General features: G+C 42.8%; 23 protein-coding genes. 10 read left to right on the forward strand and 13 right to left on the reverse strand.

Features of this window, described 5'->3' with window-relative positions; translation table 11 throughout:
• The first annotated feature begins 195 nt into the window (after positions 1–195).
• Together IEE86_RS09675 and IEE86_RS09680 are read left to right on the forward strand one after the other, a co-directional pair.
• Entirely contained in the window at positions 196–1,572 is a 1,377-nt protein-coding gene (locus tag IEE86_RS09675; protein WP_191097029.1) for an aspartate kinase, read from the forward strand.
• 164 nt (positions 1,573–1,736) lie between these two features.
• On the forward strand, positions 1,737–2,582 hold the full coding sequence (locus tag IEE86_RS09680; protein ID WP_191097030.1) for a GAF domain-containing protein: 846 nt from the start codon (positions 1,737–1,739) through the stop codon (positions 2,580–2,582).
• 38 nt (positions 2,583–2,620) lie between these two features.
• Here the strand turns inward: IEE86_RS09680 and IEE86_RS09685 are convergent, their stop codons facing one another.
• The 10 genes from IEE86_RS09685 to IEE86_RS09730 form a co-directional block, all read right to left on the reverse strand.
• Positions 2,621–4,048 (reverse strand): sensor histidine kinase, encoded by a 1,428-nt coding sequence (locus tag IEE86_RS09685; RefSeq protein ID WP_191097031.1) that lies wholly within the window; start codon positions 4,046–4,048, stop codon positions 2,621–2,623.
• The gene (locus tag IEE86_RS09690; protein WP_191097032.1) at positions 4,038–4,730 is read right to left on the reverse strand and encodes a response regulator transcription factor; all 693 of its coding nucleotides are present in this window, start codon (positions 4,728–4,730) and stop codon (positions 4,038–4,040) included. Before IEE86_RS09690 ends, IEE86_RS09685 begins: the two co-directional genes overlap by 11 nt.
• 209 nt (positions 4,731–4,939) lie before the next feature.
• Positions 4,940–6,277: an MmgE/PrpD family protein gene (locus tag IEE86_RS09695; protein ID WP_191097033.1), complete on the reverse strand. Its 1,338-nt coding sequence runs from the start codon at positions 6,275–6,277 to the stop codon at positions 4,940–4,942.
• Positions 6,268–7,425 carry an amidohydrolase gene (locus IEE86_RS09700; protein ID WP_318010277.1) on the reverse strand — a complete coding sequence of 386 codons (1,158 nt, stop codon included), beginning with the start codon at positions 7,423–7,425 and terminating at the stop codon, positions 6,268–6,270. The genes IEE86_RS09695 and IEE86_RS09700 overlap by 10 nt, the downstream gene beginning before the upstream one ends.
• A 34-nt stretch (positions 7,426–7,459) precedes the next feature.
• The gene (locus IEE86_RS09705) at positions 7,460–8,206 is read right to left on the reverse strand and encodes an amino acid ABC transporter ATP-binding protein (protein WP_191097034.1); all 747 of its coding nucleotides are present in this window, start codon (positions 8,204–8,206) and stop codon (positions 7,460–7,462) included.
• Between the two features lie 12 nt (positions 8,207–8,218).
• A complete protein-coding gene (locus IEE86_RS09710) occupies positions 8,219–8,893 on the reverse strand; it encodes an amino acid ABC transporter permease (protein WP_191097035.1) in 675 nt (224 codons plus the stop codon).
• Positions 8,894–8,917: 24 nt separating this feature from the next.
• Entirely contained in the window at positions 8,918–9,712 is a 795-nt protein-coding gene (locus IEE86_RS09715) for an amino acid ABC transporter substrate-binding protein (RefSeq protein WP_191097036.1), read from the reverse strand.
• 22 nt (positions 9,713–9,734) lie between these two features.
• Positions 9,735–10,238 (reverse strand): GNAT family N-acetyltransferase, encoded by a 504-nt coding sequence (locus IEE86_RS09720; RefSeq protein ID WP_191097037.1) that lies wholly within the window; start codon positions 10,236–10,238, stop codon positions 9,735–9,737.
• A gap of 17 nt (positions 10,239–10,255) precedes the next feature.
• On the reverse strand, positions 10,256–11,581 hold the full coding sequence (locus IEE86_RS09725; protein ID WP_191097038.1) for an LLM class flavin-dependent oxidoreductase: 1,326 nt from the start codon (positions 11,579–11,581) through the stop codon (positions 10,256–10,258).
• A gap of 207 nt (positions 11,582–11,788) precedes the next feature.
• Positions 11,789–13,573 carry a right-handed parallel beta-helix repeat-containing protein gene (locus IEE86_RS09730; protein WP_191097039.1) on the reverse strand — a complete coding sequence of 595 codons (1,785 nt, stop codon included), beginning with the start codon at positions 13,571–13,573 and terminating at the stop codon, positions 11,789–11,791.
• A 261-nt stretch (positions 13,574–13,834) separates the two neighbouring features.
• On the opposite strand from IEE86_RS09730, the gene IEE86_RS09735 reads away from it, so the two are divergent.
• The gene (locus IEE86_RS09735; RefSeq protein ID WP_191097040.1) at positions 13,835–15,328 is read left to right on the forward strand and encodes a peptide MFS transporter; all 1,494 of its coding nucleotides are present in this window, start codon (positions 13,835–13,837) and stop codon (positions 15,326–15,328) included.
• A gap of 47 nt (positions 15,329–15,375) precedes the next feature.
• Here the strand turns inward: IEE86_RS09735 and IEE86_RS09740 are convergent, their stop codons facing one another.
• Positions 15,376–16,809: an amino acid permease gene (locus tag IEE86_RS09740; protein WP_191097041.1), complete on the reverse strand. Its 1,434-nt coding sequence runs from the start codon at positions 16,807–16,809 to the stop codon at positions 15,376–15,378.
• A gap of 325 nt (positions 16,810–17,134) precedes the next feature.
• On the opposite strand from IEE86_RS09740, the gene tcyA reads away from it, so the two are divergent.
• The 5 genes from tcyA (at position 17,135) to IEE86_RS09765 (ending at position 21,085) form a co-directional block, all read left to right on the forward strand.
• The gene (gene tcyA / locus IEE86_RS09745) at positions 17,135–17,950 is read left to right on the forward strand and encodes a cystine ABC transporter substrate-binding lipoprotein TcyA (protein ID WP_191097042.1); all 816 of its coding nucleotides are present in this window, start codon (positions 17,135–17,137) and stop codon (positions 17,948–17,950) included.
• Entirely contained in the window at positions 17,937–18,629 is a 693-nt protein-coding gene (locus IEE86_RS09750; RefSeq protein WP_191097153.1) for an amino acid ABC transporter permease, read from the forward strand. Before tcyA ends, IEE86_RS09750 begins: the two co-directional genes overlap by 14 nt.
• Before the next feature lie 11 nt (positions 18,630–18,640).
• Entirely contained in the window at positions 18,641–19,384 is a 744-nt protein-coding gene (locus IEE86_RS09755; RefSeq protein ID WP_191097043.1) for an amino acid ABC transporter ATP-binding protein, read from the forward strand.
• A gap of 144 nt (positions 19,385–19,528) precedes the next feature.
• Positions 19,529–20,173, forward strand: a complete 645-nt coding sequence (locus tag IEE86_RS09760) for a YczE/YyaS/YitT family protein (RefSeq protein ID WP_191097044.1) — start codon at positions 19,529–19,531, stop codon at positions 20,171–20,173.
• Positions 20,174–20,389: 216 nt separating this feature from the next.
• Entirely contained in the window at positions 20,390–21,085 is a 696-nt protein-coding gene (locus IEE86_RS09765) for a 4'-phosphopantetheinyl transferase family protein (protein ID WP_191097045.1), read from the forward strand.
• On the opposite strand, the gene IEE86_RS09770 is transcribed toward IEE86_RS09765, so the two are convergent.
• A complete protein-coding gene (locus IEE86_RS09770; protein ID WP_191097046.1) occupies positions 21,079–22,416 on the reverse strand; it encodes an aminotransferase-like domain-containing protein in 1,338 nt (445 codons plus the stop codon). The two genes, IEE86_RS09765 and IEE86_RS09770, sit on opposite strands and share 7 nt — an antisense overlap.
• A gap of 130 nt (positions 22,417–22,546) precedes the next feature.
• Between IEE86_RS09770 and IEE86_RS09775 the strand changes: the two genes are divergently transcribed.
• Together IEE86_RS09775 and IEE86_RS09780 are read left to right on the forward strand one after the other, a co-directional pair.
• Positions 22,547–23,473, forward strand: a complete 927-nt coding sequence (locus tag IEE86_RS09775; protein ID WP_191097047.1) for a DMT family transporter — start codon at positions 22,547–22,549, stop codon at positions 23,471–23,473.
• 1,532 nt (positions 23,474–25,005) lie between these two features.
• Positions 25,006–25,698 carry an ABC transporter ATP-binding protein gene (locus IEE86_RS09780; RefSeq protein ID WP_191097048.1) on the forward strand — a complete coding sequence of 231 codons (693 nt, stop codon included), beginning with the start codon at positions 25,006–25,008 and terminating at the stop codon, positions 25,696–25,698.
• A 76-nt stretch (positions 25,699–25,774) separates the two neighbouring features.
• Here IEE86_RS09780 and IEE86_RS09785 read toward each other — a convergent pair whose 3' ends face one another.
• The gene (locus IEE86_RS09785; RefSeq protein ID WP_191097049.1) at positions 25,775–26,518 is read right to left on the reverse strand and encodes a thioesterase II family protein; all 744 of its coding nucleotides are present in this window, start codon (positions 26,516–26,518) and stop codon (positions 25,775–25,777) included.
• Positions 26,519–26,521 lie beyond the last annotated feature (3 nt).

A 26,521-nucleotide genomic window follows, 5' to 3' on the forward strand; every position in this document is an offset into this window, starting at 1 on the left:
CAAATGTTAGACTGTGTCTAATATTTGGGGTGCACTTCATCGCCGGCTCTTTTTTCATATCATCCACCTATATCGTCCTCTCTGAAAATACATTTGTACTTCCAGTAAAGAAAATCCTTGATAATTTGAAGAAAAGAGTTGATAATAGAAACTATTCAATTTGTGAGAAAATTTTTACTATAGGAGATGTATGCATTGAAGGTCGTTAAATTTGGTGGCAGTTCTCTTGCATCTGGCAAGCAGCTGCAAAAGGTATTTGACATTGTAACAGCAGATCCAGCTCGAAAAGCAGTCGTTGTTTCCGCACCAGGAAAACGGCATTCAACGGATACGAAGGTCACTGATCTGTTAATTAGCTGCGGTGAACAATATTTACGTTTAGGTGAAGCACAAGATTTACAGGAAGCCGTCATCAAGCGGTATGCCTCCATTGCTGATGAACTAGGCTTAGGCCATGACATTATTGACACCATCCGGCACGACCTAGACGCATTGCTCCAGGCTGATTCGTCTCATCCTGAGCGTTATCTTGATGCCATCAAAGCAAGTGGTGAAGATAATAACGCAAAGCTCATTGCCGCCTATTTCCGCCATCAAGGTGTCGAAGCCCACTATGTGAACCCTAAGGAAGCTGGTTTATTTGTGAGCGATGAGCCTGGCCAAGCGCAAGTCCTCCCAGAATCATATGATCATTTGTATAAATTAAGAGAACGCTCTGGCATCATGATATTCCCTGGTTTTTTTGGCTTTAGTCTAGCGGGTGATATCGTCACCTTTTCCCGGAGTGGATCTGATATTACCGGCTCCATTTTGGCAAACGGGCTGAAGGCAGATGTTTATGAAAATTTTACAGATGTGGATGCTGTCTATGCCGTCAATCCAACAATTGTTCACGAGCCAAAGGAGATCACTGAGCTGACATACCGGGAAATGCGCGAGCTGTCCTATGCTGGTTTTTCTGTGTTCCATGATGAAGCACTCATTCCAGCTTTCCGGGCAGGCATTCCTGTTCAGATTAAAAACACCAATAACCCAGCGGCCAAAGGTACAAAAATCGTGAATCAACGGGATCATACGAATGGACCTGTTGTTGGGATCGCCTCAGATCATAGATTTTGCAGCATTTATATCAGTAAATATTTGATGAACCGAGAAGTCGGCTTTGGACGTAAAGTGCTGCAAACGTTAGAGGAATATGGGCTTACGTATGAGCATGTCCCTTCTGGCATTGATGATATGAATATTATTTTAAGACAGGATCAGCTGGAGGAGCAGCATATTGAACAAGAGCTTTTAGATCGCTTAAAGCTCGTGCTGGATGCAGATGAAGTCATTTTAGAGCGGAATCTCTCCCTTATTATGGTCGTAGGAGAAGCGATGCGGCACAATGTTGGCACAACAGCGAGAGCGGCAAAGGCGTTGTCAAAAGCAAAGGTCAATATTGAGATGATCAATCAAGGCTCTTCAGAGGTCAGCATGATGTTTGGCGTCAAAGCAGCTCAAGAAAAAGAAGCCGTTCAGGCATTGTATGAGGAATTTTTCTCCATGTCTTCAGTACCTGTTTCTCTTTAACAAGCAGACTGCCCGATCTCAGGATCGGCAGTCTTTTTAGTTCTCGCGCGATTCAAATGGTTTTGCGCATTAAAGTATATCTATTTCTCGTTTGATTTTGTATGATAGAGACAAATCAATTATCGTTCCGGCCTATGATCGGAGCTACAAGGAGTCCTAAAACAATGCCTCGTCAACAACTATTAAAACAGTTTCGCAATTTTCATGATGCTTCTACAAGTATTTTAAACATGATGAGTCAATTCATTGATGTGAATACACTGTTTATTGCTAAAAACGATCAAAACACCAATCAGATTGTAAAGGTGCTAAATCATGACGAGCAGCTTCTTGAAGAAGGAGAAGAACTTCCTTACGAAAAGACATTCTGCAAACTGGCAATCGATCATCAGGATACACTTGTCATCCCTGATATTTCATTAGATGACCGCTCTAAATACTTAGAGGTCACAAAGCGGCTTCAAGGCGGCTCGTTCATTGGGGTTCCCATTGATTTTACAGATGGTACGAACTACGGAACGATTTGTGGACTTGATCTAAGACCACAGCACTTTACAGAAGAGCACGTGTATATGTTTGAAACGATGGCTTCTTTATTAAGCTACGTCCTCGAACTCGACCGTGCCAACCGTCAGATTCAGCAATTATCTGTACCAATCGTACCTGTTGTTGACGGTGTCGCCGTGCTTCCTCTTCTTGGTGATATCGAAGAGACACGTGCTCAGCATATTTTAGAAACCATTTTACAGGAAAGCTACAGGCTGTCGCTCTCTCATTTGGTCATTGATGTATCGGGAACAAAAAGCCTGAATGAACAAAGCATTCAATATTTGGTCAGCTACGCACAAACGCTGAGACTTTTAGGGATTTCGGCTGTCTTAACAGGCATTAAGCAAGACCTTGCGCTGAGTGCGATCCAATCGAATATTTCCTTTAAAGATATCACGATTCGTAAAGATTTACCGCAAGCACTTGCTCATATCGGCTTAACGTTTACGAAAAATGAATAAGCGATAATTCACCAAAAAGGGCTAAAATGATGTTCATTTTAGCCCTTTTCTTCTGGAAACGGCAGTCGAATGGTAAATGTCGTTCCTTTGTTTTTTTCACTTTTCATATCAATATGCCCTTCATGCAGGTCCACAAGCTGCTTCACAATGGACAAGCCCAGTCCGTATTCTCCATACGGTGTATTCGTTCTTGAGATATCCGCTTTATAAAAACGTTCCCATATGTGTTTGACTTCGTCTGGTGCGATGCCAATGCCTGTGTCTTCCACTTCAATGATCGTCTCTTGATTTTCTTGTTTTCCTCTTAAGGAAATACGGCCGCCTTCTGTGAATTGAATCGCGTTCTTTGTGATATTGACAAGGATTTGAATGAGCCTGTCATAATCTGCATAGACCTTTTGTTCAGGATCAACGTCCACGATCAACTGATTGTTTTTCTCTTCAGCGATTCGGCTCAATTGCTCTTTAATCACTTCAAATGTGTCAATGAGTGGATAGTGAAATTTCTGAAGGGTAATTTGATTCGATCTGATTTTCTCATAATCCATATTTTCATTGACGAGGCGCAGCATACGTTTTGTCTCATCAGTGATTAAGGCATAGCATTTCTCTTTCTCTTCTGCGGACACATCTGCTGTGTTCAGCCATTCCACCAGTCCTCGAATCGTGGTCAGCGGTGTTTTCAATTCGTGAGACACATCCGCAATGAATTGGCGTCTGCGCTTTTCGAGCCGGTCAATTTCCTCTCTTGATCGCTGGAGGCGTTTCGCCATCATATTAAAATCCTCACCAAGTGTACCGATTTCATCAAGGTGTTTGTTTTCAAGATTGATGTTGTAATCACCTTGTGCAATCTTTTCAGTCGCCTCTCTCAACTTTTTGATGCGGTTCACATGAAATTTAGACAGGAACAGGCTGAGAATAAAGGTGATCGTCAGCGCCACAAATACGATGATATACAGATAACGATTCATCTGGGCGATGAGCTGTTCAGCGCCTTGAATCGGGGCAATAAGGACGACTCCGCCCTTTAGCTTCCCACCCTCCATGACAGGGAGCGCCACAAGTGATGCCTCTTGATCAAGGCGACGTGAATCACTTCGCTTGACAATGATTTGCTCTCCTTTTGAGAGCTTGGTCCATAAATCCTTTGTGAGTAAAGCTTCATGCGGTAGCATCTCTTGCTGCTGAGACAGAACATCTCCTTTTTCATCAAACACGAAAAAACGAATTTGTCTTGTCGAGAGAATATCTTCAAATGGACGCAGACGGAAGGTCATCTCATTTTTAGGCAGTTGTTTAAAATTCTGCAAAATTTCATTCCCATAGGAGCTCATTTCATCCACTCTGTTTTGATAGGCAATATCTTTCACAAAATGAGATAGAAGGGTGCTGATAATCATAATGGCGATGAGCAATAATCCGAGGTGGCTGATCAGCAGCTGATAAAAATATTTAATCTTCATCGAACTTATACCCTACGCCCCACACTGTATACAAAAAGGGCTTTGACCCGTCCCCAATTTTTTGGCGCAGCCGTTTAATATGAACATCTACCGTTCGTTCATCTCCATAAAATTGATATCCCCAAATTTGTTCAAGCAATTGCTCGCGCGAAAATACTTGCCGAGGATGCTGAATAAAAAAGCACAGCAGATCGTATTCCTTTGGCGTGAGGTTCTCAATCCGCTCTCCATCCAGAAAAACTTCCCTCGTTTTCTTATCCAACTGAAAATGTGCTGTCTCCAGTCGTTCGCCCTCTCTCGCCTTTTCTTGAGTAGTTGTATGAGCAAAGCGTCGTTTCACCGCTTTAATTCTTGCCATCAAGGTCAGCGGACTAAAGGGCTTTGTGACATAATCATCTGCCCCAAGATCAAAACCAAGCACCTGATCAGATTCGGTTTCCTTTGCTGTCAGCATGATAATTGGAACATCACTGATCTGGCGTACCTTTTGACAAATGGTCAGACCATCCATCGAAGGAAGCATGACATCTAAGATGAGAAGATCCCAATCCTCCTCTTGCTTGAATCGATTCAGTCCTTCTAGTCCATCCTGGACGAATTCCGCTTGAAATCCCTCTCGTTGAAAAAACATATCTGTCATTGTACAAACGCTCTGATTGTCTTCAATCATTAATATTTTCATCATCAGCCTCCGCTGTTGCCATTGTTTTTCTTTATGTAGCTTTATTTTACATGTTCTTTCTCAAATCTCAATTGGATTCATACGATTTCATGAACTTATCATGCTTTGGTCATCTTTTATTCATACTTTTTGATGGGGTTGGACGCTGAAGTGAACCACATTGATTTTTGTGATGCAAAAAAGCTCATCTTGATGGATGAGCCTTATCCTTATGATACCAGCAGCTTCAAATAAGCAGCGTCGTTCCCCTCTTCAACCGCCTGTAAAATCTGCTGTGCCTGTGAGGCGTCTGTGACACTGCTTAACTTTTGCATGATCTCTTCTTTCGATAACGCATAGCCTGGTGCTCCCCGAGGGATATCGACCCGCTTGCAGGTGGTGGTGCCATCTGATAAGGTGAGCTTTACAATCGTAAAACGCCCTTTTGGTACCGCGTCTGGATGGGGTTCTGTCGTTTGATCATATCCTCTATTCACCCGCTTCATCCATGTCCGCAGCTCTTTTGAAATGGCTTTTTTTGTAAAGGCATCCAGTGATAATGGATGTCCGAACACTGCAAGCGCGATGACGTACTCGACGCTGAATCGTCCCTCTTCTCCAGTCAAAGGCGTCCGCTCCGTGAGTGCTGCATCTCCGCCTGGCGGAAAAATGACGTCGACCTGCTCAATCTGCCCCTGTAAGGAAGGGTGTTCTTTCACTAATGACTCAATCGCATCGGCTGCATGATGCGCAGCTGAACAAAACGGATAGACTTTGAACCATAGACCTGGCGACACGATCCGCCACGCAGTGCCATAGCCCTCTAGCAAACATCTTTCCGCTAGCTTCTGATCTCCATAGAGAGAAAAGAAGCCAAGCTCTCCATCTAAAACCGATTCACTTCCGCCAAAACCTGAACAAGCTAAATCCATGGACCACACGGCTGTTTTAGCGGCTAAGCCGGCTTGTAATGGTTTCATATCAGTCCCAAACTGCTTTCGCATTCCAGCTGATTGCGCACCAGCAAAGCCGATCGCTTTCGCCAGCTCTTCCGGCGAAACTTGTTTCAAATAGCCAATGGCACATACTGCTGCAATAGCTCCGAGTGTTCCGGTATTGTGCCAGCCCCGTTCATAATGCGCCTTGCCAATGGATTCTCCAAGCCTTGCCATCACTTCAACACCTGTGATGTAAGCACTGAAAAACCGATCACCGTATGCCTCCCCATCAGTCATCTGGGAAAGCAAGGCCGGAATGATCACCGCACTTGGATGTCCTCTCACGTCTGAATGCACATCATCATAATCAAGGGCGTGTATCAGGTAGCCGTTAAGCATCGCTGCGGATTGGCGGCTAACGTTCTTCCCTTGTCCAATGACGGGAATTTGAGCCGCTCCGCCTTCTTGATCCACAAGCACCATGAGCTTCTGAATCCCTTCATCCTCTTTCGCGGCAAGCGCTGCTGCCGCAGCGTCTAACAGACCGTTTCTAGCCATTTGAACGGCCTGTTGATCTTGAAGCGGATCAGCAGACAGCACTACCTCTGCGAGCTGTTTCGTTAGTTCCATGATCGTGACTCCAACGTTCGAACGGCAAGCTCGGCAAAGAAGGCAGCGGCAACTGGCAGTGCGTCTTCATTTAACGTAAAGGCAGGATGATGCCATTCCTTTGTACCGCTAGTCCCCATCCAAACAAAAAAGCCTGGAATGCGCTCTTGATAAAGGGCAAAGTCTTCTCCGCCTGGTGATTGCTCTGCCTCCACTACTGTGAGATCAAGCGCACCCGCTGTTTCTTCTACCATCTTTGTCAGGCGCTCGTCATTCATCACAGAAGGCAAATATGGATGCCATCTCACTTCTGCCTTTGCACCAAAACCTTCTGCAATTCCGCTCACGATTTGTTTCATGAGATTTGGAATCATTGCTCTCACTTCAGGCTCAAACGTCCGAACGGTTCCTTCCATCTCAACACGATCAGGTATCACATTCCATGATGTGCCCCCTTGAATACGTGTGATGCTGACAACCGCATGATGCAAGGAGCTGATGCGGCGGCTGACGATTTGTTGAAGAGCGCTTGTGATTTGCCCGCTAATGGCAATTGGGTCCACCGTATGATTCGGAATTCCGGCATGACCGCCTGTTCCTTTAATATCGATTTCAAATCGATCAACACTTGCCATCAATGCTTTTTCTCTGATGCCAATGGTGCCAACTGGCAGGTCAGGTTTGTTATGCATACCGAAAATTGCATCAACCCCATCTAAAACGCCTGCCTCTATGACGTGTTTCGCCCCTTGAGCGACTTCCTCAGCTGGCTGGAACAAAATGCGGACGGTTCCCTTGATCTCGTGTTTACGTTCGTTTAATAGGGCGGCCGCACCAAAGATCGACGCTGTATGGAAATCATGACCGCATGCATGCATTTTGCCCGGTTCCTTTGAAGTAAATGGTTCGCCAGATGCCTCTTCAATCGGAAGTGCATCAATATCGGCTCTCAGGGCAATCGTTGGTCCCTCTTGTTCTCCTTTGATTTCACAGACAACCCCTGTTTGAAGATCCGGCACATCGAGAATCGTGATTCCTTCCTCTTCTAACCAGCGGCGCAGTTTCTTGGTCGTTTCATATTCCTCAAACGACAGCTCTGGATGCTCATGAAGCGCTCGGCGTATGTTAATTAAACGTTTGTTTAAAGCTTCATTTCCTATTGATTTCACTTGACACTCACCCCTCTAAAGAGTAAAAAGCAGCTTATGCTTCTTCAGCCGCTGCTTCTTTTTGGATAAATCGTTTCGTCCGTTCGTTCTTCGTTTCATCAAATAGCTCTTTTGGCGTCCCCTGCTCGATGATATGACCATCTGCCATAAAAATCACATGGTCTGCCACTTCTCTTGCAAATGCCATTTCATGTGTGACGATGATCATGGTTGTTTCTTGTATCGCAATGGATTTAATGACTTGAAGCACGCCTGAGACGAGCTCTGGATCTAATGCTGACGTCGGTTCATCCAGCAGAATCGCATGTGGATCAACAGCTAATGCACGGGCAATCCCAATTCGCTGCTGCTGTCCACCAGATAATGTGACCGGGTAGCTGTCAGCCTTTTGTTCTAATCCTACCTGCTTCAGCAGCTTCATTCCGATCTCATTTGCCTGCTGTTTGGTCATTTTTTTCGTTACAAGCAGTGATTCTGTAATATTTTGTAGTGCTGTCTTGTTTTTAAAAAGATTATAGTTTTGAAACACCATAGCGGTTTGCTGACGAAGGTGATGGGCTTCTTTACGTGTATATTTGGACGCATCGAGCTTCGCATCGCCAATTTCAATCGTGCCTTCATCTGGCGTTTCTAATAAATTTAAGCAGCGTAGCAAGGTTGATTTACCGGAGCCAGAAGGTCCGATAATGGCCACAACCTGCCCTTTTTGTACGTCGAGATTGATTCCGTCTAAGACGACAAGGTCGCCGAATGATTTTTTCAAATTGGTGAGCTTGATCATGTCCACACCTCCTTAATTCCGGTAAGGTTTGCTGAGTTTTCGTTCAAATAGGTCTTGCAGGAAGCTATAAATGATGGTCAGCACCCAGTATACAATCCCTACAGCTAAATAGGTTTCAAAGTATTTATAATTTGCCGATGCAATCATCTTCCCTTGTGCAAACATTTCTGCCACCCCGATGGTAAAGGCAAGAGATGTTTCTTTTAAAAGACCGATAAAGGTATTTCCCGTCGCTGGAATCGCATTTCTGACGGCCTGCGGGAAAATAATTCTGACGTAAGACTGCCATCTTGTCATGCCGACAGATAAGCAGGCCTCAAGCTGTCCTTCATCTACAGAGTTGAGGGCCGCTCTGAAAATTTCTGCTAAGTATGCTGAGTTTTTAATACTTAATCCGATAATGACCGCTGTTAAGGCATCCATTGAGGTCATCGCAGGGAATAGCTGCGGAAGACCAAAATAAATGAGAAAGAGCTGAACCAGGGTTGGAACCGCTCTGAAGAAAGAAATATACAGCTTGGCAAATTGGTATAGGACAGGTATCCGGTTTTTCGTAATAAGAGCGAATACCACACCAATGATAATGGCAAATACCATGGAGACAATCGCCATGAAGATCGTTATCGGCAAGTATTGAATCAAGGTCGGAAAAACCGTCACCATATACTGCCAATCAATTTTATTCATGTCTGCTCTTCACCGCCGCTGTCGTTATTTTTTAATTGGCACTGTGACATCGTCTTTGAAATATTTCTCAGACAATTTCTTAAGTGTCCCGTCTTCTCTTAATTCTTTGATCGCTTTGTTAAATTCTTCTCTTATCTTGTCGTGCTTTTCATCTTTGGCAAATGGGTAGCCTACTTCTTCATATACAATGGGATTGCCGACGATTTTCAAAGGAAGTCCTGTTTTTTCAATTTGAGCTAACAATACACTGCGTCCGTTGACATAAGCATCCACGCGGCCATTTGCCACTTCATTTAATACACCGTCTTGCGTTTCATATGTTTTGATATTGATTTTCTTATCTGGGTCTTTGCTCTCTAGGTTTTTGGCATGGTTTGAACCAAGAACCGCCGCCACTGTTTTTCCTTTTAAATCATCAAGACCTTTGATGTCGTTGTTGTCCTTTTTCACAATGATTTGTGTTCCTGCGTAAGCGTACGTATCTGTAAAGTTAAACGTTTGTTTACGCTCGTCTGTGATCGCAACTTGGTTTGATACGGTATCCAGCTTACCAGATGTCAGCTGCCCCATGAGTCCGCTGAATTCACTCAGCTGCCAGTCTAGTTTGTAGCCCAGTTTTTTCGCAATCGCTTCTGTTACTTCGACATCGAATCCAACAAGCTTGCCGTTTTCTTTATAAGCAAATGGATAGCTTTGACCTGTGGCGCCTACCTTTAATACCTTTTCGTCTTTGCCTTCACTTTGATTGTTGCCGCCGCAAGCTGCTAAAACTGCCAGCATTGCTGCAAATAGAACGACTAGCCATTTTTTGTTTTTCATGTTCGTAAACCCTTCTTTCCTCTTATGGTTGTATAATATCTGTTCTTAATTGTTTTTTAAAATAAACCGTCATGTGACCTTTGCCTAAATCCTTTTCTCCTGCTCTCACATAGCCTTTGCGCTCATACATGTCCATGAGCCACGGATGCTTATCAGCTGTACCGAGTGACACATACGGTACCTTCAGTGTATCCCTTAGCACCTCAGCTTCCACCCATTCTAGCAAGGTAGAGCCTGTCCCTTTTTTGGCGGATGGTTCTGAGGCAAACCACCAGATGTGCGGGACGCCAAACGGTCCTGGCTGCTCTCCCCAAGGCATACGGAGTGATAAGGTTGATAGAAGCTCTCCGTTTTCTTCCATCACATAGCAAAGATTCTTTTGTACATTTTTCTGAACGAGAGCAAAATCGGCATGTGCTGCTTGGAACTGGATACCGAGCTCACGAATTGGCTCATAGGCTCTTGTTGTCAGTTCAAGAAGTGCCTCTATATCCGCCTCTGTTGCCAGACGAAACGTGTATCCCAACGTTAGTCACCTCACCCTTATGTCGTGTAGCGATTTTTTGGCTGTTTTAATCCGAGATTTTCTCGTAAGGTTTGTCCTGTGTAATCGGTTTTGAATAAGCCTCGTTCCTGAAGGATCGGGACGACGCGTTCTACAAATACATCTAGTCCTTCTGGCAAGAGCGGCGGCATCACATTAAAGCCATCTGCTGCTTCTTCATGAAGCCATGTTTCCATCACATCTGCTAGCTGCTGCGGCGTTCCAATGAAAATATTGTGACCGCGAGAGCCGGCAACAGATTGATAGAGCTGGCGAATGGTCAGGTTATCCTTTCTCGCCATATTCATCACTAGATCAAAACGGCTTTTCACCGCATTTGACGTGCTTGGATCAATTTCTGGAAGTGGTCCGTCTAAAGGATACTGAGACAGATCAATACCACCTAAGTAGTTTTGCAGAATGCTTAGACCAATTTCAGGAACAATTAGCTCCTGTAATTCTTCATACTTCGCTTTTGCTTCTTCTTCTGTATCGGCAATGATTGGGAAGATGCCTGGCATGATGCTGACGTCCTCTCTTGCACGACCAGCAGCCTCTACTTTCTCCTTCAAGCTTTGATAAAATTCCTTCGCTTTATCGAGATCGTTTTGGGCAGTGAAAATAAGCTCAGCCGTTTTCGCTGCAAGCTTTTGACCATCTTCGGAAGATCCTGCTTGAATGATCACTGGTTGCCCTTGCGGCGTGCGTGATACGTTGAGCGGGCCCCGTACAGAGAAGAATTCACCCTTGTGCTGGAGTTCATGAAGCTTACTAGACTCGAAGAATTCGCCCGTTTCCTTGTTTCTCACAAGCGCGTCCTCTTCCCAAGAATCCCAAAGACCTTTCACAACCTCTACGAATTCCTCTGCTCGCTCATATCGTTTGTGGTGTGCTAAATGCTCTTGTCGGCTAAAATTTTTCGCTGTTTCTTCAATAGAAGATGTGACCACATTCCATGCTGCTCTTCCGCCTGATAAATGATCAAGAGAGGCAAACTGTCTTGCAATATGGAATGGCTCACTGTATGTAGTGGATGCTGTAGCTGCTAAACCAATTGTTGACGTAGACTCAGCAATGGAAGAAAGCAGGGTGAGCGGTTCAAATCTCGTTAATACGTTCGGATGAGAGGTTTGATTAATCGATAAGCTGTCGGCTAAAAAGAGCAAATCCAGCTTTCCTTCCTCTGCCTTTTTCGCTAATTGTTTAAAATAATCAAGATTCATAGCTGCATCTGGTACGGCATTCGGATGTCTCCAAGAGGCGACATGATGTCCAGTTCCTGCGATGAATACGCCTAGCTTGAGCTTCCGTTTCGGCTGTGACACTTGTTCTTCATCCTTTCTATATCTCCCTGTATCAAGCTGTTTTTCTCACAAGATACATTTTTCTGATTGAATTAATCGGTTTTATCCATAAAAAAAGGGCAAATGTTACGAAAAATGAAAAATGAAAAATAATTATTACTATATGCCCTTTTTACAGGATTGTCAACCGCCTTCTGAACCTCCAAAATAAGGGATTTCACAAGCTCATCACGGTGTATCGATTTCAATATTTCCGATGAGCCGGTCCGTCGTATGTGTCATTAATTGACTGCGCTCCAGCATGTTATGGGCGATCACAGAATGAGTGGAAGACATCGTGCGGACGGCAATGGCTTTTTGAGGAGATACATTGATGATATTATTTCGCAGCACACGGGCTGAGGCGGCTTGGTCAATAAAGATCGCCGTCGGCTGTCCGATCGAACGATTTAAATAGAAGCGGTTATCTCCTATTTGTGGGGAGCCATTTTTAATATACATCACCACATATAAGGATGTTTCTTCAAAGGAATTGTCTTTAATCTCCAACTGACCCGTCGTGCTGCTGTATACAGCGTAGTTTTGATAGTTCTTAAAGCGATTCTGCCATATGAAAGCCTTCGCATTTCCGGTGACACTGATAGTATACGAAGACGCAATCCCTGATCGTCCTTCTTGAATAAAGTGATTGCCGTTGATTCCAGCTTCTCCGTCCTGCACCCAGATCCCTCTGCTGAATTCTTTGAATTGATTGTGCTGGATCAGGATATTCGTTCCTCTCACCATCGCCGCATCAATCACAGAGTAGATCGTATTGTTTGAAAAGACGACGCTATCGGATTGATAGATACGTAGCGATGTGCTTCTTAATTGTGTATTTGTCCCTGATTCAATATGGTTTCCTTCTATTAGAATGCGATTTGCCATATAAACGGACACAGCCGCATCTTCAAAAAGACTAATCTTATTGCCTGTAATATGAACGCTGTCTCCCCTCACATCAATGCCTTTTTCAAACCCCTCAATCATATTGCCAATAATGATCACATTGTTCTCCGTTTGATCAAGCGGCACGCCTAAGCTCGTAATCCCTGCTTTTGTTACGCCCCCTCCCACTGCACGGATTAAATTGTTGGCAATGATCGTTTCGGTGGCAAAGCCATAGGAGATACTGCTATCTGTATGATTGCCTTCAATGATCACACCATAGCCGTTGAAGTTATAAATGGAGCTTGCGGCACCTCCTCTTACGATGTTGTTTCTAATCTGGATATTCAGCGGTTCCTCCATATTCACCGCATTTTCTCCGTAGCCTTCAATATCAATGCCCATTCTCGGTTCGACCCCGTTGACTCCTGCTCTTTCCAGCAAACAGTCCTCCACAATGACCCCATTACAGCCAGTAATCGATAGATTGTTTCGTCTTGAATCTGTGATGGTGCAGCCAGAAATGTGAATAGATGAAGCAGGCGAGTACGATTCAATCTGTGTCAATAAACCATGGGGACTGACAATGATGCCGTCTCCCGTACAATTCTTTATTTGCACATGATTCACATTCACGTGGGAGGCACCTTCAATACATATTCCAAAGCCCCACTCATGGGTTTTTCGTTCAGGGGGGAGCGACTTGTACACATGCTCCTGACGGTCCCCTTCAATTCGTCCGCCCTGGATGGTGACATGCTGAACCTTTCCTATATAAAAGGCCGCATACCCCCACGAATCATTTGGTTTTACCTTTATCACAGCATCCGGCGCCATCTCAATACATATATGACTTGGCACCCTTATACATGCACCTCGAAAAGGAAAAAATGGATCCCCTCTGTACACCGCATCAATTAAATACGTGCCACTCGGCAGCCAGACGTGTGAATACCCTTGTGCTTTCGTCCATTCTAAGCATTCATTCAGCTTGACTGTACAGTCCGTTTTCCCGTCAGCAATCACACCAAAATCTAGTACATTGACAACGGGTTTTTTCAGATCAGATTCATTTAATTCCCCCAACCAAAACCCCTCCTTTTCATACATGTCCTCTCATCATCCTATGCATGTAGGAAGGGTTTGCCTGTACAGCACTTCAAATTTTATATAAATTCTTTTAGAATAACTTTCCGAACATTTTTACTTAAATGAATTTTTATTTTTTGAGTCTTTACGCCTATTGATCTAACATTTTCCTGTTTTAGAATAGTTTTATATTGACACAAGTACTATACAAGAATATCATTTTTCTCATATCTCTTTTTTTAAGAAAGGACCTATGCCATGTCTACAATTGACCACGATAAAATTGTTAAAAGTGTGCCTCAAAAAGGGTTTTTTGGACATCCTAAAGGACTTTATACACTGTTTTTCACTGAATTTTGGGAGCGTTTTTCTTATTATGGCATGCGTGCACTACTTATTTATTATATGTATACAGAGGTGACAAAAGGCGGTCTAGGCTTTGACCAGACGACAGCCAATTCGATCATGTCTGTCTACGGTGCCCTTGTCTATATGTCAGGAGTAATTGGCGGGTGGCTCGCCGACCGGGTATTCGGTTCGTCCAGTACGGTCTTTTATGGCGGAGTTTTCATCATGCTTGGGCATGTCATTTTGGCTCTGCCAAGCGGCGCAACAGCGCTCTTTATTAGTATGGGACTGATTATTATTGGGACAGGTCTTCTAAAGCCGAACGTTTCAAACATTGTTGGCGACCTGTATTCAAAAACGGACCCTCGCAGGGATTCCGGCTTTAGTATTTTCTACATGGGGATCAACATGGGTGGGTTTATTGCCCCATTAATTGTCGGAACACTCGGTCAAAAAGTGAATTTCCATCTTGGTTTCTCAATCGCTGCCGTTGGGATGCTTGTTGGACTTATTACATTTGTGATTACAAAAAAGCCGAATCTTGGCCTTGCCGGCACCTATGTTACAAATCCACTATCAGCTGCTGAACGCAAGAACATCAGCATTTTTGGAACATTGATCGTGATTGTGCTCGTTGTTTTCGCTGTCATTGGCATCCAAACAGGCGCGCTTACCATTAATTTATTCACTTGGTTTGTCAGTGTCCTTGGTGTGCTCATTCCGATTGTTTATTTTATTATGATGTATTTCAGTAAAAAGACGAGCACAGTGGAGCAATCCAGGGTACTCGCTTATATTCCATTGTTCCTAGCTGCGGTGATGTTCTGGGCGATTCAAGAACAAGGCTCAAACATTTTAGCCACATATGCGGATCAACGAACAAACTTGAATTTCTTTGGGATGACACTCGCCTCTTCGTGGTTCCAATCATTGAATCCAATCTTTATTGTGCTGCTGTCTCCTGTATTTGCTTGGTTATGGGTCAGACTCGGAAAGAGACAGCCGTCTACCCCGATTAAATTCTCACTTGGTCTTCTGTTTGCAGGATTATCCTTTATTATCATGATCATTCCTGCTTACATGGCTGGTCCAAACACACTTGTGAGCCCATTATGGCTCGTGCTTAGCTTCTTCCTCGTCGTGATCGGAGAGCTCTGCTTATCACCGGTTGGTTTATCAGCGACAACAAAGCTTGCACCTGCTGCCTTCTCAGCGCAAACGATGAGCCTTTGGTTCCTTTCAAATGCCATGGCACAGGCGATCAATGCGCAAGTCGTCAAACTGTTTGATAAAGTGCCAGAAACCGTCTATTTCGGTATCATCGGCCTGCTTGCCATTGTTTTATGTGGTGTCATGCTTCTGCTTACACCAGTGATTAAGAAAGCGATGAAAGGCGTTCATTAAACCAAAAAAGAAGCCTCCCGATTGGGCTGGCTTCTTTTTTTGATGGTTTAAAACCGAATCTCATCATCTCCGCGGATTTGCAGCTTGAGCGGTTCACTTTTCACCTGATGTTTTTTCACATAGCGATGATAGACGACATACCCAATGATCATGAGCGGTACGCCGACATATAGCCCAATTCGCTGCTCCGCATCAAAGGCAAGGCTGATCAAAACGATCGAGTTCAGCGTGATTGCAATGATCGGCAGTACCGGATAAAGAGGGGTTTTAAATTTTAGGTTTTCTAGCTTTCCGCCTGCTTTTACATATCTTCTACGGAAAAGCAGCTGCGATAATGTAATGGTGATCCAGCCAGTCTGAGCACTCATGCCGGCAATGGACACGATCCAGGCAAAAACCGTTTTCTCTGCAAAGAACCCGGATAATAGCGAAATACCTGTAAACAGGAAGGTGAGCAGTAAGGCATTCATCGGAATACCGCGCTGATTCACACGTCTAAAAGCTTTTCCTGCCATTCCCTCCTTCGATAAGGAGTACAGCATTCTTGTCGATGCATACAAGCCAGAGTTGGCAACAGATAATAAAGCAATGATAATGACAAAGTTCATCATATCTGCCGCAAAAGGAATTCCCGTTCTCTCAAACACAGTGACAAATGGACTTTGCAGCACACTTGCTTCCTTCCAAGGCACCATACCCGCTAATACGAAAATAGATAAGACGAAAAAGACGAGTGTACGCCATACGGTCTGATGGATCGAACGGGGAACGGTTTTCTCAGGGTTTTCACTTTCTCCTGCCGCAATCCCGATTAGCTCTGTTCCTTGGAAAGAAAAATTCACCGTGATCATCGTGACCACAACGGCGAGCAATCCATTTGGAAACAGCCCATCACTTACAAAATGGCTGAAGTAAGGAGCGGGTTCACCGCTCGTTGTTTGAATAAAACCAAACATCGCCGCTCCGCCTACACCAATGAAGAGTAAAATCGCAATAATCTTAATGGTTGAAAAGAAAAACTCCGACTCCCCGAACGCTTTCGCCGACCGGGCATTTAATAAGAAAAGACAGAGTCCGAATATGAGACACCAAATCCACACATCCACTTGCGGGAGCCAGCGCCTCATCAGCTGCCCTGCTGATAAGAATTCAAGGGCGACCGTTGCCGCCCAGCCGAGCCAATAAATCCAGCCAACAGAAAAACCAGCGGCAGGGCTGACAAATTTGGTCGCATACGTATGAAACGACCCCGACACAGGCAGTGCGACAGACAGCTCCCCAAGACACAGCATGGTTAAATACATAATCAATCCGCCCACAATATAAGAAAGAACGGCTCCGACTGGCCCAGCTTGTCCAATCGTATAGCCCGTTCCAAGGAAAAAGCCTGTCCCAATGACACCGCCAAGTGAAATCATAAATAAATGGCGGGAGGTCATCGCCCTTTTCAATTGTTCGGGCTGATTTTGTCCAACATCCACAATGATGCCCTCCTTCTTCTAAGATGCTCTGTTATCAAAACATGTCTCCATGTGATTCATTCCATTTTCAAAACAACCTACTAATTATACATCTTTTATAATAAATATGCTTCCTTCTATGGTCACTGTTACAAAGTCTTTATTTTAGTAATGTTCGCACAAATAAGAGATGAAAGACTTTTAAGATGATTGAGGTTTGAAAGAAATGGGTTGCGGGCATAAAGTTGGGGAGATTCGCTCAAGCTAGTTTCAAATGCTTTACTTTTAGGTTGCTTCTCTGTAAGATCATATGTTGTAAATACCAACAAGAAAAGTGGGGAATAAAATGAAAAAAATGTTCTTTGCCATTATGTTAGGCGTTTGTGTTGCATTGATCACTGCATGTGGATCTGGTGCAAATGACAACGCGAATAAACAATCTGGGTCTAAGGAATCAGGCGACCTTTGGAAATCCATTCAGGATAAAGGTGTATTAACCATCGGAACTGAGGGTACTTATGCTCCTTTCACATTCCATGACAAAAAGACAGATAAATTAACTGGCTATGATGTAGAGGTCATCACAGAAGTAGCCAAACGTCTTGACTTAAAACCTGAATTCAAAGAAACACAATGGGACAGCATGTTTGCTGGATTGAATTCAAAACGTTTTGACGTGGTAGCGAACCAAGTTGGTAAAACTGGACGTGAAAATCAATACGATTTCTCTGATAAATACACAACGTCTCAAGCCGTTGTTGTGACAAAATCAGATAACAACGACATCAAAAAGCTTTCTGATGTCAAAGGTAAAAAAGCAGCACAATCGTTAACAAGTAACTACAATAAACTAGCAACAGATGCTGGTGCTAAAATTGAAGGCGTTGAAGGTCTTGCACAATCGATTCAATTGATTCAGCAAGGACGTGCTGATCTGACGTTCAATGACAAATTGGCTGTATTGAATTACTTGAAAACAAGCGGTAACAAAAACCTAAAAGTTGCATTTGAAACAGGAGATCCTCAAGAAACATATTTTGCCTTCAGAAAAGGCAGCGGCGAAGTCGTTGACAAAGTGAATGGCGCACTAAAAGAAATGAAGAAAGACGGTACACTCGCGAAGATTTCTAAGAAATGGTTTGGTGAAGATGTTACAAAGTAATATCCTAGGAGTCGTCATTCCTTGGGATCTTCTTCAGCAATCTTTCTGGCCAATGGTGATGCAGGGGATTTATTATACAATTCCCCTCGCCATCATTGCCTTTATCATTGGTCTTTTTATCGCACTTGTGACAGCTCTTGCAAGAATGTCTAAAATCAAAGCGCTCAGATGGATTTTTTCCATTTATGTGTCGGCTGTTCGCGGAACGCCGCTTTTTGTGCAATTGTTTATTATTTTCTATTTCTTTCCGACATTTAATATTACACTTGATCCATATCCAAGTGCTATCATCGCTTTTTCTTTAAACGTAGGTGCGTATGCTTCGGAAATTATCCGTGCATCCGTCCTATCTGTTCCAAAAGGACAATGGGAAGCGGGGTATTCAATTGGGATGACCCATCGCAAAACGCTCGTCCGCGTGATTTTACCGCAGGCAGTGCGTGTATCGATTCCGCCGCTATCTAATTCTTTCATTAGTTTGGTGAAGGATACATCGCTTGCCTCCCAAATCCTCGTGGCAGAGATGTTCCGTAAATCACAGGAAATTGCTGCGGCGAACTTGGATCAAATATTATTTATTTATATGGAAGCAGCCCTGATCTATTGGGTATTCTGCTTCATTCTATCGCTCGTTCAGCACCAAATTGAAAAACGACTTGATCGATATGTCGCAAGGTAGGAGGGAACGACATGCTAACAGTCAAAGGCTTAAACAAATCCTTTGGTGAAAATGAGATTTTAAAGTCGATTGATTTTACGATCAACAAAGGGCAGGTTGTGGCGATTCTTGGTCCATCAGGTTCAGGAAAAACAACGATGCTTCGCTGTTTAAATGCACTTGAAATACCAAATGGCGGCTCCTTTACCTTCGATGATTTCTCGATTGATTTTTCGAAAAAAAATAAATCAGCTGATCTGCTGAAGCTTCGCCGGAAATCAGGAATGGTGTTTCAAGATTATCACCTGTTTCCTCACCGTACAGTGCTTGAAAATGTGATGGAAGGTCCTGTTCAGGTGCAGCGCCGACCAAAGGAAACGGTACGAAAAGAAGCCATTCAGCTCCTGCAAAAGGTAGGTCTTGAGGATAAAAAAGATTTGTATCCCTTCCAGCTGTCAGGCGGTCAAAAGCAGCGAGTCGGCATTGCCCGTGCACTTGCCATTCAGCCAGAGCTCATGCTTTTTGATGAACCAACCTCTGCGCTTGATCCTGAGCTTGTCGGGGAAGTCTTAAAGGTCATGAAGGATCTGGCGAAGGAAGGCTGGACCATGGCGGTTGTCACACATGAAATCAAGTTTGCTCAAGAAGTGGCAGACGAAGTGATTTTTATTGATGGCGGCGTCATTGTCGAGCAAGGTCCTCCGGAAGAAATCTTCAAACGACCGAAGGAAGAGCGAACAAAACAATTCTTAAACCGGATTTTGAATCCAGTATGATGAAAAAAGGCTGTTCTCACTTGATGAGAACAGCCTTTTTTTATCTTTTTAAAAGTAAGCGATTACAATTGAGCAAAGCCATTTAAAGGGGCGTGTGAGTATGTTACGATGGAATTCGAGTGTTTAAGAAAGAAGGGAATGCTTTTGAAGCGGGAACATCTTTTACGTTGGTTTTTTTATTTTGTTGGATTGATCGTACTTGCTTTTGGACTATCGCTGACAGTGAAAGGAAAGATCCTTGGCATTGGTCCTTGGGACGCTTTTCATTACGGACTGTTTCAGCACTTTGGACTCACAATTGGTCAGTGGTCCATCATTATTGGTGCACTAATTGTCACATTGACATCTGTTTTTACGAAATCATTTCCAAAGATCGGCGCTTTACTGAATATGGTGCTGATTGGCGTGTTTATTGATTTCTTTAATGCGGTATTACCTGCACCACATGGGTATTTACCTGCTTTATATGTGTTTATTACGGGTGTTGTTGTGTCTGGTTATGGCGTTGGCATTTATGTCTCAGCCAATCTTGGCGCTGGGCCAAGAGATTCATTAATGCTACTCATCTCAGCGAAAACAGGGCTGAACGTACAATGGGTCCGAAATGGCATTGAGTTAACGGTGCTTTTATTTGCATGGATGCTCGGCGGACCGATTGGAATTGGTACGATTTTGACCGCCATTTTTACAGGACTTGTACTCCGTTTCTCCTTGCCGCAATCGACACGGCTTTTGCAGCTTCTCATTACAAAAACGGCAGAGAAACCCGTTCAACCCCTTATCCGATAAGAACAAGCCATTCTACGAAAAGAATGGCTTTTCTTGTGTTAATGCAAATAAACAGAATATTCACTCATAAAAGATAAAACCTTATTCAGATGCCCTTCTAACAGAAAAGGCTGATCAAGCTTCTTTATTTTATTGATCCAAAAGGAGGCCTGCCTGTATCCCTTTTGCATAGCGCGCTCCAATGGTACAATAAATGTAAAAAACCTGAGGTTCGTTATGAAGATTTTCGCTATCCAATTACAACATTTAGATGAAATCAATGCACAGAAACAAATAGATCAGCTCAAGCCCTTTGTGTCACCTGAAAAACGTGGTGCGGCTGAACGCTTTCGTTTTCTAATTGATGCTAGAAGAACCCTGTTAGGTGAGGTGCTGGTTCGTCAATTGATCCATGATATGTACAATCTGCCTATTGATCAGATTGTCTTTGAAACGGAGGGAAATGGTAAGCCTGTCGTCCGGCACATTCCTTCTTTTCACTTTAATCTTTCTCACTCTGGTGATTGGGTCGTTTGCGCAGTAGATGATGCACCCGTTGGCATCGATATAGAGGAGATCAAACCCATTGATCTTGCGATTGCCAAGCGATTTTTTTCGGCTGATGAATATCAGGATTTACTCTCACAGCCGCCAGAACGACAGGAAGCCTATTTCTTTCATCTATGGTCAATGAAGGAGGCCTTTATCAAGCTGACTGGAAAGGGAATATCCTATGGTCTTTCGTCCTTTACAGCCCGTCTGTCAGAGGATGGACAGGCTACTTTGACATTACCTGATCACGAAGCGCCTTGCTTTGTGCAAACATACTCACTTGATCCTGCCTACCAAATGGCGGTATGCACACGAAAGCCCATTGCGGCTGAGAGTGTTGAGACACTGTCTTGCAGCGAGGTGCTGTCCCGCCTTCAATAACGAGTGATTTGCTGAAGTGCCGTTTTTAGCAAATCGACTCCGCGTGTGATTTGCTCTTCTTTCACATGCCAGATGTTGAGCTGAAGAACGGGGTCCTTCTGATAGGTCGAGATGTAATGGCGGTCGATTGGCTGAACGGAAACAGATGCCTTTTTCAGCTTGTGAATAAGCTGATTCAGTGGAATAGAACGATCGATACGAAGATGTGTATGGGTAGCTGGCTCTCCTTCCCCCAGTTGATAGGCGCCTTGGTCGTTTGTTAAACATGTCACCAGCTTTTTGGAGCGGTTTCGATACGTTGCCTGCATCCTTTGCCGATGCCGCTCAAACATCCCGCTTTTTAAATATATTTCTAAGGCTGCCTGGGACAGCATGGAGCTGTCAATATCAATAAGGCGTTTGTGTTCGCTAAAAGGCCCAATCAGTTCTTCTGGTAAAACGACAGCCCCTGTTCGAAGCCCTGGAAAGATGATTTTGGAGAAGCTTTTTAAATAAATGACCTTTCCCGCCTGATCGTATGAATAGATCGGGTCTCTTTTCGTGTCGAATTCTAAATCAGCCAAGTAATCATCTTCAACGATGAAGACATCGTATTTCTTGGCGAGAGCTGCAATGGCGATTTTCTCTTGTTTTGACAAACTGGTTCCAAGTGGGTTTTGGAACCTTGGCATCGTATAGAAAAAACGAATCTCCCCTTCTTGAAAGATGCGCTCCAGCTCCTGAAGATCGAGGCCTTTTTCCGTCCGCTGAATGCCGCGTACGGGCAATTGATTTTTCTCTAAATATTGGAGATACAGGTGGTAGCCCGGCTGTTCGACTAGGATGGTGTGTTTTCCATTCGGAAATGGAATGGTACTTAAAATGGCTAACGCCAGCTGAATACCAGAGGTCATAACGATCTGCTGCGGATGCGCAAATACTTGATAATCCATAAATCGCTTTGAAATGATTGGCAGCAGCGACGGTAATCCGTTGGCTGTGCCGTAGATAAATAGATCATTTTGATACAAATCAATTGCTTGATTGATGCAATGCTGAAAATCGACATATGGAAACACAACGGGATCAGGTGCAGATGAAGCAAAGTCAATCCATGTACCGTTCTGCTTGCCTGCCGGTTGCTTCGTTTTCACGACAAAATAGCCGCTTCTTTCCACAGAATAAAGCAGATGTTCACGCTCCAATGTGTCCAGCGCTTTGATCACCGTGCTTTTACTCACTGCATATTGAGCTGCTAAGTGGCGAATGGAAGGAATCTTCATACCCGCACTATACTCACCGCACTCGATTTTCCCCTTTAAGCTCAGGACGAGTCGATCATATTTCCTCATACCACTTCCTCCTTGTACCGGTACAGATATCATGTTTTCTTATTGTACACCTTAGATCATCCGATTACGATAGAAGGACAGAACCGGTCAATTCAACTGAAGCATGCATGCTCGTGTAAGGAGTCACGTTGTGGACATTTCAAAACAAAAAGCGTATTTTGCCGCGATGGCATACGCCTCTATCATTGGTTTTTCATTCTTATTTGTCAAAATAGCATTAGAATCAGCACATCCGATTGATTTATTGGCACATCGCTTTACGGTTTCTTTTGCAGCCGCACTTTTGCTATATCCATTTTTACGAAAGAAGAATCGTTTATCCTTTCAGTGGCGCGATCTCATGTACCTTGTACCGTTTTCTTTGCTTTATCCCGTCTTGTTTTTTGCTTTCCAAGTATGGGGCCTGATGTATACCTCTTCGTCAGAGGCTGGCATCATTCAAGCGACGATTCCTATTTTGACAATGGTGCTGGCGGCGTGGTTTTTAAAGGAACGTGCGACATGGATTCAAGTGCTGTTTACCATTCTTTCTGCGTGTGGGGTGATGCTTCTCTTTGTGATGAAGGGCATTGATGTAAAGCATTCACATCTCATCGGCTATGTGCTGATTTTACTTTCAGCCTTATCATCCAGTGCATACAGTGTGTTTGCCCGGGTCATTACACAGCGGTTCCATGTGATCGGACTCACCTTCGTGATGACATTCTTTGGATTTGTCTTTTTCAACGCCGCCGCACTTATTCGGCATTCGGTATACGATACATTGCCGGCGTTTTTCAGTCCATTTACACAAGCATCCTTTGTAGGATCGATGCTCTTTTTAGGCATTCTTTCATCGCTTCTAACGGCGTATTTATCAAACTATGCTCTCTTTCAGCTTCAAGCGGCAAAGGTCAGCATCTTCAACAATTTATCTGCGTTTATTACAGTCGCTACCGGAGTTCTCATTTTACACGAAACAATTGATTGGTATCATCTCCTCGGGGGTGTGCTGGTCATTGGCGGAGTGATTGGCGGGAATGTGGTGAAGAAGCAGAATTCATCATTAAAAGGTTGAAACAAACAATAACACCATTTATTTCATTGTATTTTTTTGTATAATAAGGAGAGTGAACCTTTCCTTATTATACAAACTAAAATGGGCGTGTTATGGGTGCATATATTTTCAGTATATACAAAGATATTGATCCTCAATGAGTTGAGAGGCTATCAACGAAATAGACCTTATTTATATATATTATTTACTATAAACTACATACTAGCGCCATTATTCATAGGTGGACTGCTGGCGTTTTTTATCAAAAACGTATCAATCATCTACATCTCATTTGTCATTTTCTTAACAACTATTCATCTTGATAAAAGTCTTATGCGCATCTTATTTTCTTCTGATAAAAAACAGATGGCCCTCCTAAAGATGTATATAGATCAATATATCTTAGGAAAAGATATAAGCAAGTTTTTCGGTGTCATGATTGGTTTTATATGCTTTTTTTTAGGTTCTTTGTTCATGATCTTAAGCACACATGATTTGTATCATTCTTTTATTCTTGGGACATTAGGCATTAGCTCTCTATTTTTTGGATATTTACTCAGGTTGAACTTATTATTTCTTCTTACTAGACCTAGCATTTTTTCACTCATACCCATCATTCACTACATTACAACTGGGGTCATTGCTTGTTGGATGTTTGTTGTTTTTAAATTTCATTTATTTGCTAATTCTTTTTCTGATCCATTCGCACTCACTTTTGTTGCTTTTTTCTTGTGTAGTAGCCTTATTTTATTATTCAATTGGAAAAAGAAGATTAAACTTACCCCTATCTTCAACTCAGAGAAAAAGAATAGAAATAATCAAAACATAACATCAAGAACCTTCAATCATATTTTGTTTTTTGAAATCATTCTTCTTTTGAGAAGCCCTCCTATACAATGGTCGGTTTTATTATTTATATTTTCAATATCTGGTGGTTTGTTTAGTCTCATTCTTTATGGTGCTCATACAAACCAAATTAAAACAATGAATATAGAAAATGATTTTTTGTTTATTTTTAGTGTTATATTCCCTATGATTTTTATTTCTAACGCCATTCAATCTTATGTGTCTTTTGATGTTGACGGCTCCATTCTCCATTTAAAACATAGGTTACCCCACTTTATAAAGAACAAAATAAAATCTAAGTTGATATTATCCGTTTTATTACATATGTTTTTTTGTATTGTATATACCACCTTTTCTACTTTCACAATAAATGTAGATCACCTCTTTTATGTGACATTCACTTTGTTAGTTAGTAGCATTTTAATAGGTGTATGCACAGTTGGCTCTACTGTTCTATTTCCTTATTTTAAATGGGAGTATGTGTATCAAGTTCCTAGCACTCTTAGCAAATTAACATTAAACCTTTGCTACAGTTTCATTTTAGGATTATCAGTTATGTCCTCATATAACCTAGCCTATTTTATTGTGGTAAATATGATCATGATTGTCTGTACAGTGATCATCATAGTCATCATGTTTTTATTTTGGAATAAAACGATTCACAAAAACTATCAATCGTTTAAAACATTATTCGAGTGAGGGATTGTATGCTTTCAATTCATAATCTAATCAAGGAATATCCAGAGTCCAACTTCAAAATATCCATCCCTGAATTACATTTTCAAAAAGGCACAATTATTGGATTATTAGGAAAGAATGGCGCTGGAAAAACAACAATTCTAGAAATGATAGCAGGGTTAATCACACCAGATGAGGGTGACTTGATCATACAAAAAGAGACATCACATGATTTTTCAACTGTCGGTTACATGGAAGATGATCCAACACTTTTTGAAAACTTAACTTGTTTTGAATTGATTAAATATCAATCCATGCTAGTTGAACAGCCTTTAAATACAAAACAAATTCAACATTTATTAGAGGAATATGGGCTTGAAAAACAAGCTCATATTCGCTCTTGTTCTCTATCACGCGGGATGAGACAACGGATTTCTTTTATACTAACCACCCTACACAATCCAGCCATTATCTTATTAGATGAACCATTTACTGGTCTAGACCCAACAAATATGGCACAAATGAAAAGACACCTAAGAGAATTTAAAGCTCAAAATAAAACCATCATTCTTTCTACGCACATCCTTCAATTTGCAGCTAATTTATGTGATGAGATTCTTTTTATTGATGGAGGGCATATCGTTCATTCAGAAAAAAAACCTTCCGAAGAAATATTTGATGAGAATCAGCTTGAAAAAAGATTTTTTGAAAGGTTATCTTAAATAACAGCTTTTCTGCATGTAAAATGATAAGCGATTGCCACAAAAAACGGCCCCGTTTAACGAGGGCCGCTTTCTTTTATTGTCTGATTAATCGATGCTTTGTTGTTGTATGCTCAATGACATGTCTCATGTGCTGAGCGAAGTGCTCGAGATGTGTGTTGATGTACATGTGTCCTCCTTCGAAATTGGTGCGTTCGATGGTTTTTGCCCATTTTAGCCAGCCGCTTGCATCTTGCATGCATTTCTCATCTTGCATTCCATTCAATAAATAAACGGGTGATTCGATGATGGTTTTGTCTGTGTGCTGGAAGGTTTCGAGCGCCCGGTAGTCTGCACGCAAGGATGGTGTAAAGTAATCCATCATTGGTTTGTTCTCTAATAATTCTTTTGGAATTCCGCCCATTTCGGCAATATGCTGAACAAATGCTTCATTGGATAAATGGGTCAACATCTGCCGTTTTGTTTGCGGTGGCTGAATGGCAGAGATCACCACTGCTGCAGGGTTGATCCCTTCCTTTTCTAACAGCTGGGTCAGTCTGTACACCACAAGTCCTCCCATTGAATGTCCAAATAAGATAAATGGACGGTTCAATTTGCCCGTGAGTCCTTCTTTGTACAGCTCAGCCAATCGGTCAATGCTTGATTCAAGCGGCATGAGATTGGTTCCATGGCCTGGGGGCTCTGCTGCTGTCACTTCGGCAATGCCTTTTAGCTGTTCAAAGAGTGGACGATAAGAGGCGGAATATCCGCCTGCAAAAGGAAAACAAATAAGCTGAATGAGATCTGAGTTTTTTTCAAAGGTTTTAAATAACTGATTCATACG

The sequence above is a fragment of the Bacillus crepusculi genome, from assembly GCF_014764715.1.
In the GTDB taxonomy this organism is placed as follows: Bacteria; Bacillota; Bacilli; order Bacillales; family Bacillaceae; genus Bacillus.

Excerpts from the sequence above, each read along its gene's own strand:
- IEE86_RS09680 (WP_191097030.1), top strand. The coding sequence starts at position 1,737 with ATGCCTCGTCAACAACTATTAAAACAGTTTCGCAATTTTCATGATGCT.
- IEE86_RS09685 (WP_191097031.1), bottom strand. The coding sequence starts at position 4,048 with ATGAAGATTAAATATTTTTATCAGCTGCTGATCAGCCACCTCGGATTA.
- IEE86_RS09690 (WP_191097032.1), bottom strand. The coding sequence starts at position 4,730 with ATGAAAATATTAATGATTGAAGACAATCAGAGCGTTTGTACAATGACA.
- IEE86_RS09695 (WP_191097033.1), bottom strand. The coding sequence starts at position 6,277 with ATGGAACTAACGAAACAGCTCGCAGAGGTAGTGCTGTCTGCTGATCCG.
- IEE86_RS09705 (WP_191097034.1), bottom strand. The coding sequence starts at position 8,206 with ATGATCAAGCTCACCAATTTGAAAAAATCATTCGGCGACCTTGTCGTC.
- IEE86_RS09710 (WP_191097035.1), bottom strand. The coding sequence starts at position 8,893 with ATGAATAAAATTGATTGGCAGTATATGGTGACGGTTTTTCCGACCTTG.
- IEE86_RS09715 (WP_191097036.1), bottom strand. The coding sequence starts at position 9,712 with ATGAAAAACAAAAAATGGCTAGTCGTTCTATTTGCAGCAATGCTGGCA.
- IEE86_RS09735 (WP_191097040.1), top strand. The coding sequence starts at position 13,835 with ATGTCTACAATTGACCACGATAAAATTGTTAAAAGTGTGCCTCAAAAA.
- tcyA (WP_191097042.1), top strand. The coding sequence starts at position 17,135 with ATGAAAAAAATGTTCTTTGCCATTATGTTAGGCGTTTGTGTTGCATTG.
- IEE86_RS09750 (WP_191097153.1), top strand. The coding sequence starts at position 17,937 with ATGTTACAAAGTAATATCCTAGGAGTCGTCATTCCTTGGGATCTTCTT.
- IEE86_RS09755 (WP_191097043.1), top strand. The coding sequence starts at position 18,641 with ATGCTAACAGTCAAAGGCTTAAACAAATCCTTTGGTGAAAATGAGATT.
- IEE86_RS09765 (WP_191097045.1), top strand. The coding sequence starts at position 20,390 with ATGAAGATTTTCGCTATCCAATTACAACATTTAGATGAAATCAATGCA.
- IEE86_RS09770 (WP_191097046.1), bottom strand. The coding sequence starts at position 22,416 with ATGAGGAAATATGATCGACTCGTCCTGAGCTTAAAGGGGAAAATCGAG.
- IEE86_RS09780 (WP_191097048.1), top strand. The coding sequence starts at position 25,006 with ATGCTTTCAATTCATAATCTAATCAAGGAATATCCAGAGTCCAACTTC.
- IEE86_RS09785 (WP_191097049.1), bottom strand. The coding sequence starts at position 26,518 with ATGAATCAGTTATTTAAAACCTTTGAAAAAAACTCAGATCTCATTCAG.